Source organism: Amycolatopsis sp. (assembly GCF_025464955.1).
In the GTDB taxonomy this organism is placed as follows: domain Bacteria; phylum Actinomycetota; class Actinomycetes; order Mycobacteriales; family Pseudonocardiaceae; genus Amycolatopsis.
On sequence record NZ_JAODNM010000089.1, the window covers coordinates 73,352 to 84,393 of the forward strand.

At 68.7% G+C, this 11,042-nt stretch carries 10 protein-coding genes; 5 read left to right on the forward strand and 5 right to left on the reverse strand.

From position 1 onward, the window contains the following. Positions 1-41 precede the first annotated feature (41 nt). Positions 42-830 carry a crotonase/enoyl-CoA hydratase family protein gene (locus JWQ81_RS19620; protein ID WP_297543572.1) on the forward strand — a complete coding sequence of 263 codons (789 nt, stop codon included), beginning with the start codon at positions 42-44 and terminating at the stop codon, positions 828-830. A gap of 193 nt (positions 831-1,023) precedes the next feature. Here JWQ81_RS19620 and JWQ81_RS19625 read toward each other — a convergent pair whose 3' ends face one another. After that, positions 1,024-2,571, reverse strand: a complete 1,548-nt coding sequence (locus JWQ81_RS19625) for an acyl-CoA synthetase (RefSeq protein WP_297543574.1) — start codon at positions 2,569-2,571, stop codon at positions 1,024-1,026. Positions 2,572-2,659: 88 nt separating this feature from the next. On the opposite strand from JWQ81_RS19625, the gene JWQ81_RS19630 reads away from it, so the two are divergent. From JWQ81_RS19630 to JWQ81_RS19640, 3 genes are read left to right on the forward strand one after another with little or no spacing between them, the layout of a single operon-like run. Continuing rightward, a complete protein-coding gene (locus JWQ81_RS19630; RefSeq protein WP_297543576.1) occupies positions 2,660-3,622 on the forward strand; it encodes a Zn-ribbon domain-containing OB-fold protein in 963 nt (320 codons plus the stop codon). Positions 3,623-3,631: 9 nt separating this feature from the next. Next, entirely contained in the window at positions 3,632-4,687 is a 1,056-nt protein-coding gene (locus JWQ81_RS19635; protein ID WP_297543578.1) for a thiolase domain-containing protein, read from the forward strand. Continuing rightward, complete coding sequence (locus JWQ81_RS19640) at positions 4,687-5,850, forward strand: thiolase domain-containing protein (RefSeq protein ID WP_297543580.1); 1,164 nt, start codon at positions 4,687-4,689, stop codon at positions 5,848-5,850. Before JWQ81_RS19635 ends, JWQ81_RS19640 begins: the two co-directional genes overlap by 1 nt. A gap of 3 nt (positions 5,851-5,853) precedes the next feature. On the opposite strand, the gene JWQ81_RS19645 is transcribed toward JWQ81_RS19640, so the two are convergent. Further along, a complete protein-coding gene (locus JWQ81_RS19645; protein ID WP_297543582.1) occupies positions 5,854-6,669 on the reverse strand; it encodes a transglutaminase family protein in 816 nt (271 codons plus the stop codon). A 27-nt stretch (positions 6,670-6,696) separates the two neighbouring features. Then, entirely contained in the window at positions 6,697-7,923 is a 1,227-nt protein-coding gene (locus JWQ81_RS19650; protein ID WP_297543584.1) for a cytochrome P450, read from the reverse strand. 206 nt (positions 7,924-8,129) lie between these two features. On the opposite strand from JWQ81_RS19650, the gene JWQ81_RS19655 reads away from it, so the two are divergent. Beyond that, the gene (locus JWQ81_RS19655) at positions 8,130-9,260 is read left to right on the forward strand and encodes a steroid 3-ketoacyl-CoA thiolase (protein WP_297543586.1); all 1,131 of its coding nucleotides are present in this window, start codon (positions 8,130-8,132) and stop codon (positions 9,258-9,260) included. Positions 9,261-9,386: 126 nt separating this feature from the next. Here the strand turns inward: JWQ81_RS19655 and JWQ81_RS19660 are convergent, their stop codons facing one another. Both JWQ81_RS19660 and JWQ81_RS19665 read right to left on the reverse strand, forming a co-directional pair. After that, complete coding sequence (locus JWQ81_RS19660) at positions 9,387-10,292, reverse strand: SDR family oxidoreductase (protein ID WP_297543589.1); 906 nt, start codon at positions 10,290-10,292, stop codon at positions 9,387-9,389. Further along, positions 10,289-11,041, reverse strand: a complete 753-nt coding sequence (locus JWQ81_RS19665; protein ID WP_297543591.1) for an SDR family oxidoreductase — start codon at positions 11,039-11,041, stop codon at positions 10,289-10,291. Before JWQ81_RS19665 ends, JWQ81_RS19660 begins: the two co-directional genes overlap by 4 nt. Between the last annotated feature and the right edge of the window lies 1 nt (position 11,042).

Here is an 11,042-nt window from a genome sequence, read left to right on the forward strand (position 1 = left end):
GTTATCGTTCTGGGCAAACATCCCGGGCGAAGGATGACGAAATGGCCGAACCGCACGCACTGGTCGACAAGCGCGAGCACACACTGGTGGTGACGATGAACCGCCCGGCCGCCCGGAACGCGCTGACCGGCGAGATGCTGTCGATCATGACCGCGGCCTGGGATCAGGTCGACGCCGATCCCGAAATCCGCGTGTGCGTCCTGACCGGCGCGGGGGGCTCGTTCTGCGCGGGCGCGGACCTGAAGTCGATGGCCGGCAACTCCCCGGGCGACGCGTACGAGCGCGGCGCCTTCGACCCGTCGCGGATCGAAGGACTGCTCAAGGGCCGGCGGCTCACGAAACCGCTGATCGCCGCGGTCGAGGGCGCGGCGATCGCCGGCGGGACCGAGATCCTGCAAGCCACGGACATCCGCGTGGCCGGGGAAAGCGCGAAGTTCGGCGTGTCCGAGGCGCGCTGGGGCCTGTTCCCGATGGGCGGCTCCGCGGTCCGGCTCCCCCGGCAGATCCCGTACACGGTGGCCGCGGACCTCCTGCTGACCGGACGGCACATCACCGCCACCGAGGCGAAGGACATCGGCTTGATCGGTCATGTCGTACCGGACAACTCGGCGCTGGACTACGCGCTGGGGCTCGCGGACCAGATCGCGGCCAACGGCCCGCTGGCCGTTTCGGCGATCCTGCGGACGATGCGCGACACCGAAGGCATGCCGGAAGAAAAGGCGTTCGACGTCGAATCACGCTACGGAATCGAAGTGTTCACCAGCGAAGACGCCAAGGAAGGACCGCGCGCCTTCGCCGAACATCGCAAACCGCGCTTTCAGGGGAAGTAGGCCACCGGCGGCACCAAGATCGTTCAAGATGGCCGGATTCTTGACCGCGTGTCTCCGCGGGCCTACTCTGAGCACTGTTCGTAAGTAAAGTTTCCTAACTACCTACACCAACTACTTCGGGGTGCTCGTTTTGACGGCGGCGGCGTGAGCAACCCGGGGAAACGTGCGCTGGACGGAACGCTCGAAGTTCCGTTCAGCGCACCCCATCCGCCAAGTACTGCTCGCGGAGCTTCCGCTTGTACAGCTTCCCGTTGGGGTCGCGCGGGAGTTCGGCGACGTAGTCGACGGTCTTGGGCAGCTTGAACTTCGCGAGCCGGCCGCGGGCGAAGACGAGGAGTTCCGCGGTGAGCTCGTCACCGCCTTCGACCCCCGGCGCGGGTTGCACAACGGCTTTGATCTCCTCACCCCAGTCGGCATGCGGAATACCGAACACCGCCACGTCGGCGACCTTGGGGTGGGTGATCAGCTCACCTTCGATCTCCGCCGGGTAGATGTTCACCCCGCCGGAAATGATCAGATCCGCTTTCCGGTCGTGCAGGAACAGGTAACCGTCCTCGTCGAGATGGCCGACGTCGCCGAGCGTGAACAGGTCGCCGACCCGCGTCTGCTCGGTTTTCTCCCGGTCCTTGTGGTACTCGAACCGCGAGTCGCCCATCTTCAGGTAGACCGTGCCGATCTCCCCCGGCGGTACCGCCGAGCCGTTGTCGTCGAGCACTTTGACGGTCGAACCCGGCCACGGTGTGCCGACGGATCCCGGTTTCCGCAACCAGTCCGCGCCGGTGATGACCGTGCCGCCCCCTTCGGTCGCGGCGTAGTACTCCGTGACAACCGGGCCCCACCAGTCGAGCATCCGGCGTTTGACCTCAAGCGGGCAAGGCGCGGCGCCGTGGATCATGACACGCAGCGACGACAGGTCGTAGCGCTCGCGCACCGGCTCGGGCAACGCCAGCAGACGCCTGAACTGCGTCGGCACGAGGTGGCTGTGTGTCACGCGGTGCCGCTCGATCAGCCGCAGCGCTTCCTCGGAATCCCAGCGGTCCATCAGCACCGCGGTATGGCCGAGCTGGATCGAGATCGCGACGAAGTTGAGCACGGCCGTGTGGTAGAGCGGGGAGCCGCAGAGGTGCACGTGTCCGTCGAACGGCTTGAGCCCGAAGATCCCGAAGAACCACGTCGACGCACCGGGAACCTGATCGGGGTCGGCGCCCGTGAGCGGACGCCGGACGCCTTTCGGCCGGCCCGTCGTGCCGGAGGTGTACAGCATCGGCGAGCCCGCGGTGCGCTCGTTCGGGCGACCATCGCCCTCCCCCGCGCCGAGCTCCTCTAGGCGGCGGAAGCCGTCGATGTGTCCGGCTGCGAATCGCGCGCGGACAGGGATGCCGGCTTCGTCGGCCGCCGCGACGGCCACCTCGGCGAAGCGTTCGTGTGCGAGGAACGCCTTGGCGCCGCTGTCCGCGAGAATGTACGCGACCTCAGGCGCGATCAGGTGCCAGTTGACGACGACGATGTACAGCCCGGTCTGCAGGGCTGCGAACTGCGCTGCCAGGAGCTCGACCCCGTTCGGCTGCAGGACGACGATTGCGTCGCCGGTTTCGAGACCGAGCGACCGCAAGCCACGCGCGTACGCGTTGGCCTTCGCGGCCAGCTCGCCGTAGCCGACCTCTCGACCGTCCGGCTCGACGACAGCCGTGCGCTCCGGTTCGCCGGCGGCGATGGTCCACAGTCCCAGCGAGGTGTCCATCCCACAAATCTAGAACGTGTTCCATGCGAGGCGCAACCGTCTCGGGCCTACCATTGCGGACAATTCGAGAACGTGTTTCACTTCGAAGATGACCGGTATCGAAGCGCCCCTCTCCGCGCCGCTCGACGTCGGCTTCGACTACACGCGCTCGCTCGGGCCGGTCCTCGGCCGGTTCGCCGACGGCCTGCGGCACCGCCGGATCGAGGGCATCCGAGGCAGCGACGGCCGGATACACGTGCCGCCCGTCGAGTACGACCCCGTCGACGCCGCGCCGCTGGACGAGTTCGTCCCGGTGGCCGACGAAGGAACCGTCCTCTCCTGGTCGTGGGCACCGGAACCCCTTGACGGACAACCGCTTTCCCACGCGTTCGCCTGGGCCCTGATCCGGCTGGACGGCGCGGACACCGCGTTGCTGCACGCGGTCGACGCCGGCGATCCTGAGCATGTCCGCAGCGGTATGCGGGTGCGCGCCCGATGGGCGGCCGAACCGGTCGGCCACATCCGCGACATCGTCTGCTTCGAGCCGGCGGACAGGCCCGAGAAGCCCCAGCCCCCGGTGCGCGACGGCGAGCCGGTCACCAGTGTGATCACCCCGATCCACCTGCGCTACCAGCACTCCGTCTCCCCCGAGGAAAGCCGCTACCTGCGCGCGCTGGGGGAAGGACGGCTGATCGGCCAACGCTGTCCGGCCTGCGAGAAGGTCTACCTCCCGCCACGCGGCGCGTGTCCCACCGACGGCGTGCCGACCACCGACGAGGTCGAACTCCCCGACACCGGCATCGTCACGACGTTCTGCGTGGTCAACGTCCCGTTCCTCGGCCAGCGCATCAAACCGCCGTACGTCGCCGCGTACATCCTGCTCGACGGCGCGGACATCGCGTTCCTGCACCTCGTGCTCGGCTGCGACGCGGCCGACGTCCGCATGGGACTGCGTGTCCGCGCCCAGTGGAAGCCCCGGGACGAATGGGGGACTTCATTGGAGAACATCGACCACTTCGAGCCGACCGGTGAACCGGACGCGCCCTACGCGTCGTTCGCCCACCACCTCTAGGAGTCGTCCATGGCCGAAGTCGCGATCGTGGGATTCGCCCAGGCGCCGAACGTGCGGGCGAGCACCGGGACGACCAACGGCGTCGAGCTGCTGGTGCCGATCTTCGCCGAGGTCTTCGCGCGCACCGGACTGTCCAAATCGGACATCGGGTTCTGGTGCTCGGGTTCCTCGGACTACCTCGCGGGGCGCGCGTTCTCGTTCATCGCGGCGGTGGACGCGATCGGTGCCGTCCCGCCGATCCACGAATCGCATGTCGAGATGGACGCGGCCTGGGCGCTTTACGAAGCCTGGCTGAAGATCCGGATGGACGAGGTCGACACCGCGCTCGTGTACGGGTTCGGCAAGTCGTCGGCCGGGGACCTGCGCCGAGTCCTCGCCCTGCAGCTCGACCCGTACGTCGTCGCGCCGCTCTGGCCGGATCCGGTGGCCATCGCCGGGATCCAGGCACGGCTCGGACTGGAAACCGGGCTCTGGACCGAACAGGACATGGCCGGGGTCGCGGCGCGCAGCCGGACCGACGCCGTCGGCAACAGGTTCGCGCAGGTAAGTGGCGAGGTCGACAGCGCCGAGCTCCTCGACACCCCGTACGTCGCCGATCCCTTGCGTGCCCACGACATTCCGCCGATCAGCGACGGCGCGTCGGTCATCGTGCTGGCGTCGGTCGACCGTGCCCGCGAGCTCGTGGAACACCCTGCCGTGATCACCGGGATCGAGCATCGCGTCGATTCACCGGTGCTCGGCGCACGCGATCTGACCCGCTCGGCGTCGACCGAATCCGCCGCGCGCGGCCTCGACCTCGACGGCGTCGAGATCGCCGAACTGCACGCTCCGTTCACCCACCAGGAGCTGATCCTGCGCTCGGCCCTCGGCCTCGGTGACGACGTGCGGATCAACCCGTCCGGCGGCGCCCTCACCGCGAATCCGATGTTCTCCGCCGGTCTGGCGCGCATCGGCGAAGCAGCCGACCGGATCCTCAACGGTCAGGCACGCAAAACCCTCGCCCACGCGACGAGCGGGCCCGCCCTGCAACAGAACCTCGTCGCCGTGCTGGAAGGGATCGGCTGATGGGCAAGCAACTCGCCGCGGTACTCGGCACCGGCCAGACACACCACCGGGCCAAACGACTCGACGTCTCGATGCCCGGCCTGCTCCGGGAAGCCATCGACCGCGCGATGCTCGACGCGCAGGTGGGGTGGGACGAGATCGACGCCGTCGTCCTCGGCAAAGCGCCCGACCTGTTCGAGGGCGTCATGATGCCGGAGCTGTTCCTCGCCGACGCGCTCGGCGCGACCGGAAAGCCGCTGCTGCGGGTGCACACCGCGGGTTCGGTCGGCGGGTCGACCGCGCTCGTGGCCACGTCGCTCGTGCAGGCCGGGATCCACCGGCGGGTGCTGACCGTCGCGTTCGAAAAGCAGTCGGAGTCCAACGCGATGTGGGGCCTGTCGATCCTGCCGCCGTTCCAGATGCCGGTCGGCGCGGGCGCGGGCGGGTACTTCGCCCCGCACATCCGCTCCTACATCCGGCGGTCCGGCGCGCCCGAGCACATCGGCGCGATCGTGGCCGCGAAGGACCGCCGCAACGGCGCACTGAACCCGTACGCCCATCTTCGGCAGGCGGACATCACCGTGGAATCGGTGCGGGCGTCCAAGATGCTGTGGGACCCCATCCGGTACGACGAAACCTGCCCGTCGTCGGACGGCGCCTGCGCGATGGTGATCGGCGACGAGGCCGCGGGGGACGCCGTGCCGGGCGGCGCCGCGTGGGTCCACGCCACCGCGATGCGCACCGAACCGACCACCTTCTCCGGGCGCGACCAGGTCAACCCGCAGGCCGGCCGGGACGCGGCGGCCGAGCTGTGGAAGCAGGCGGGGATCACCGACCCGCTGTCCGAAGTGGACGTCGCCGAAATCTACGTGCCGTTCTCCTGGTTCGAGCCGATGTGGTTGGAGAACCTGGGTTTCACCGCCGAAGGCGAGGGCTGGAAGGTCACCGAGGCCGGAGAGACGGCGCTCGGCGGACGCCTGCCCGTCAACCCGTCGGGCGGGGTGCTGTCGTCGAACCCGATCGGCGCATCCGGCATGCTCCGGTTTTCCGAGGCGGCGAAACAGGTCATGAGCCGTGCGGGCGACTACCAGGTCGACGGCGCTCGCATCGCCCTCGGCCACGCCTACGGTGGCGGCTCGCAGTATTTCTCGATGTGGGTAGTGGGCCGCGACAAACCGGCCTGAGCGTCAGGCGAGGGCGATGAGGGTGGTGCCGTCGTCCTCGGGGAGTTCAGGCTCGGCGGTGACGAGGACGGTGCTGCCGAGGAACTCGATCTCGCTGCCGAGGGTGGCGAGGAACGCCGTGTCCGCCGCGTCACGTCCGGTCGCGATGCGGGTCAGGCTCTGCCGCGGCGCCAGGCCGGTCGCGTCGAACACGTACCAGTGGCCGTCGATCGCCGCCTCGAACACGGCATGGAAGTCCATCGGGGACAGTCCCGGCGCGTAGACGGCCACGAACCGTGTCGGGATGTCGACCACCCGGCACAGCGAAATACACAAATGCGCGAAGTCGCGGCAGACGCCTTGGCCCTCGAGCAGGCTGTCGATCGCGTCGTCGTTCGGGCCGCCCGCGCCGATGACGTACCCGAGGTTCTCGGCGACGTACCGGACGATCGCGTCGACCTGTGCGCGCACGTTCGGTAGCGAGCCGAACCGCGCCATCGCGAGCCCGCCCATGCGGTCGGACGGGCAGTACCGGCTGGGACGGGTGTAGGTGACGAGGTCCGCGCCGGTGAGTTTCTCCGGCACGGCCGGGCCGAGTTCGCGCTCGGCCCGGTACCGCACGGAGTACTCCCCCAGCGGCAGGTCCACGATGTGCGCGCGGGTGCGGTGCTCGAACTCGACGGCCTCGGGCACAAAGCCGGGACCGGACGTCTGAAAGGAGTTGAGGAAAAGGAGCTCCTCGGTCTCGGCCCGGTCCGCGACGGCCACCGAAAAGACCATCTTGCCGGGCTTGGTCACGCGCAGGGTGAGTTCGACATCGATCAGGCAGCGCGGGGTCATCGCCCCATCATCCCCCGCGACGTCGAGTCACGAGTACTTGCACTGATAATGTTTGATGCCGTTGAGCCAGCTCGACCGCAGCCGCTCCGGCGGGGAGAGCTCGCTGATGTCGGGCATCGTCTTCGCTAGCGCGCTGAAGATGAGGTCGATTTCGAGCCGGGCGAGGTTGGCGCCGATGCAGTAGTGCGAGCCCGTGCCGCCGAATCCGACGTGCGGGTTGTCCTTCCGCAGGATGTCGAACCGCTCCGGACCGTCGAACACCTCCGGGTCGAAGTTCGCCGAGCTGTAGAACATCCCGACGCGGTCACCGCGGGCGATCCGCTGGCCGCCGAGCACGGTGTCCCTGGTCGCGGTGCGCTGGAAGGACACGACCGGGGTGGCCCAGCGGACGATCTCGTCGGGCGCGGTCTTCGGCCGCTGCTCCTGGAAGATCTTCCACTGGTCGGGGTGGTCGATGAACGCCTTCATGCCGTGGGTGATCGCGTTCCGGGTCGTCTCGTTGCCGGCGACGACGAGCAGGATCACGAAGAACCCGAACTCGTCGGACGCCATCGACTCGCCGTCGATATCGGCTTGGATGAGCGTGGTGACGATGTCGTCCATCGGGCACTTGCGCCGCTCTTCGGCCATGTTCCAGGCGTAACCGGCGATCTCCGCCGAGGCCGCGAGCGGTTCGACGTCGTATTCGGGGTCGTCGTAGGCGACCATCTGGTTGGACCAGTCGAAGATCTTGAGCCGGTCCTTCTGCGGGATGCCGAGCAGCTCGGCGATGGCCTGCAAGGGCAGTTCGCACGCGACGTCGGTGACGAAGTCGCCGGAGCCCTTCGCCTTGGCGTCGTGAACGATCCGCTCAGCTCGCTCGCGCAAGGCGTCTTCGAGCTTCGCGATGGATTTCGGGGTGAAGCCCTTCGAGACGACGCGGCGGAGCTTCGTGTGCTGGGGCGCGTCCATGTTGAGCAGGACGAGCCGGTTGGCGTTGAGGTTGTCCTCGGTCATGTGCTCGTCGAAGCGGATGATCGCCGTCTTCTCGTGCGAGGAGAAGAGCTCGGTGTTGCGTGAGACCTCTTTGACGTCCTCGAGCCGGGTGACGACCCAGTAGCCGTCGTCTCCGAAGCCGGCGAGGTTGCGTCGCTGTGGATTCCACCAGACCGGCGCGGTCTTCCGCAGCCGCGCGAACTCCTCCACCGGCAGTCTCGTGGCGTACAGGTCCGGGTCCGTGAAATCGAAACCGGTCGGGAGCAGCGGAGCGACCACGACGACCTCCCTGTCGTTGAAACACGTTCTACAGCTGATTAGAGCATACGGTGTTAACTAAGTGAAGAGTCTTGGGTGATACCCGTTTACTTCACCGATCGAGAAGACGAAAGCGCTGGTCGGACCAGTTTTGACAGGGAGTGATCAAATACCGCCCAGCCCAGGGAGTCCTTGCCAAAAATAGTAACGTGTTCTAGTTTTACTGGATGGCCACCCCTGTGATCGTCGAAGCCGTGCGGACTCCGATCGGCAAGCGCGGCGGCGCGCTGTCGGGCTTGCACGCGGCCGAAGTCCTCGGCGCGGCCCAGGTGGCACTGCTGACCCGGGCGGGGCTGGACGCGGCACTCGTCGAGCAGGTGATCGGCGGCGCGGTCACCCAGGCCGGAGAGCAGGCCGGCAACGTCACCCGCACGGCGTGGCTGCACGCCGGGCTCCCGCAGGCGACCGGCGCCACCACGATCGACGCGCAGTGCGGGTCCGCGCAACAAGCCGTCCATCTCGTCGCGGGGCTGATCGCGGCCGACGCGATCAGGGTGGGCATCGCCTGCGGCGTCGAGGCGATGAGCCGGGTGCCACTGGGGTCGAACCGCGGCGAGGGAGTCGGCCGCCCGCGTCCGGATTCGTGGTCGATCGACCTACCGGACCAGTTCCGCGCCGCCGAGCGGATCGCCGTCCGGCGGGGACTGACCCGCGCGGACGTCGACCGGTTCGGCGTCGCGTCGCAGGCGAAGGCCGCCGCCGCGTGGGCCGACGGGCGATTCGCGCGCGAGGTCGTCCCGGTGAAGACGGACAGCGGCACAGTGAGCCAGGATCAAGGTCTGCGTGAGACGACCCTTGAAGGCTTGTCGAGGCTCAAACCCGTTGTTCCAGAAGGCATCCACACTGCCGGAACGTCGTCACAGATCTCCGATGGCGCCGCGGCGCTGCTCCTGATGGACGCCGATCGCGCCCGCGAACTGGGACTGCGACCCCGCGCGCGGATTGTCGCGCAGGCGCTCGTCGGTGCCGAGCCGTACTACCACCTCGACGGTCCGGTCCAGGCGACCGAACGCGTCCTCGAACGCAGCGGGATGACGATCGGCGACCCGGATCTGTTCGAAGTCAACGAAGCCTTCGCGTCGGTTGTCCTGTCCTGGCAGCAAGTCCATCAGCCGGACGAGGACAAGGTGAACGTCAACGGTGGCGCCCTCGCCCTCGGCCACCCCGTCGGCAGCACCGGCGCCCGGCTGCTCACGACGGCTCTCCACGAGCTGGAACGCCGCGACGGCAGCACCGCGCTGGTCACCATGTGCGCCGGCGGCGCACTCTCCACCGCCACCCTCCTAGAACGCCTCTAACCCCCTCCCCCGTTGCACACGCGCGTAACCCGCGCACGCAAGGACCGCAACTCGACGGCGAGTTGCGATGGTTGCGGACGCTAAGGACCGCAACTCGACGGCGAGTTGCGGTGGGTCGGGGAGGGGCTAGGTGCCGTAGGCGGAGGGTGGGGTGGGGGCGGCGGCGATGAGGCGGGCGACGACGGGGCCGAGTTCGGCTGGGAGGCGCCGCGCGGCCTTGTCCTCGGCCGGGCCGTGCTGCCAGCCGGTGGCCAGCGACACCCGGCCGCCGTCCACTTCGAACACCCGGCCGGTGATCCCGGCGGACTCCGCGCTGCCGAGCCAGACGACCAACGGCGAGACGTTCTCCGGCGCCATCGCGTCAAAAACGCCCGCGCGGGCAGCCATTGCGTCGGCGAACGTCGTCTCGGTCATCCGCGTCCGCGCGGCCGGCGCGATGGCGTTGACCGTCACGCCGTACCTCGCGAGTTCGGCCGCCGCGGTCACGGTCAGCCCCGCGATACCGGCTTTGGCTGCCGCGTAGTTGCTCTGGCCGACGCTGCCGAGCAACCCCGCCCCAGAACCGGTGTTGACCACCCGCGCCTCCGGCGCCCGACCCGCCTTGGCCTCCGCACGCCAGTAAGCCGCAGCGTGTCGCAACGGCGCGAAGTGCCCCTTGAGATGCACTCGGACAACGGCGTCCCACTCGTCCTCGCCGAGGTTGACCAGCATCCGATCACGCACGAATCCCGCGTTGTTGACCAGTACATCCAACCGGCCGAAGGTCGCGATCGCCTGCTGCACCAACCGGAACGCGCCCGCCCAGTCCGCCACGTCGTCGGTGTTCGCCACCGCCTTGCCGCCCGACGCCATGATCTCGTCGACGACGTCCTGAGCCGGTCCGGTGGAACCGCCGCCGCCGTCCGCACTGACACCGAGGTCGTTGACGACGACCAGCGCCCCCTCAGCCGCGAACGCCAGCGCGTGCGCCCGCCCGATTCCCCGGCCGGCGCCGGTGACGACAACCACCCGGCCCTCAACGATCCCGCTCACGAAAAGCCTCCCAGGGCACCGAGAAACGCCGGAACTTCGCCTCCACCATGGACAGTGAGCGTCGTGCCGGTGACGTACGAAGCGAGCGGCGACGCGAGGAACAGCGCGCAGTTGCCGATCTCGTCCGGCTCAGCCAGACGTCCTAACGGGACAGTCGCCGCGACGGCCGCCAGTCCCGCCTCGCCGCCGTAGTGAGGCAACGCCCGCTCGGTCCGAACCAGGCCGGCGGCGATCCCGACGACCCGCACCTTCGGCGCCCATTCCACCGCGAGGGTCTTCGTCAGGTTGTCGAGCCCGGCCTTCGCGGCCGCGTACGACGACGTCCCCGGCGACGCCCTGCCACCGCTGACACTGCTCACGTTCACGATCACCCCACCCGACGGCTGCGTCTGCATGACAGCGTTCGCCCGCTGGGACACCGTCAGCGGAGCGAGCAGGTTCAGCCCGACGACCTTGGCGTGGAACCGAGGTGAAGCCGTTGCCGCAGGGGCGAAAGGCGCGCCACCCGCGTTGTTCACCACCACGTCCAGGTGGCCGTATTCACCGACGACCGCGTCGATCAGTCCGTCGACCTGGTCCGGCTCGCGGACGTCGCATTGCCGGAATCCCAGCGTTTCCGACGGAGTCCTGGCACATGTCACCACCTGCGCCCCGGCCCGCCGGAAGACCCGGGTGATGCCGGCCCCGACCCCGCTGACACCACCGGTGACCAGCACGACCGCGCCCTCCAGCCCCAGCTCGATCGACACC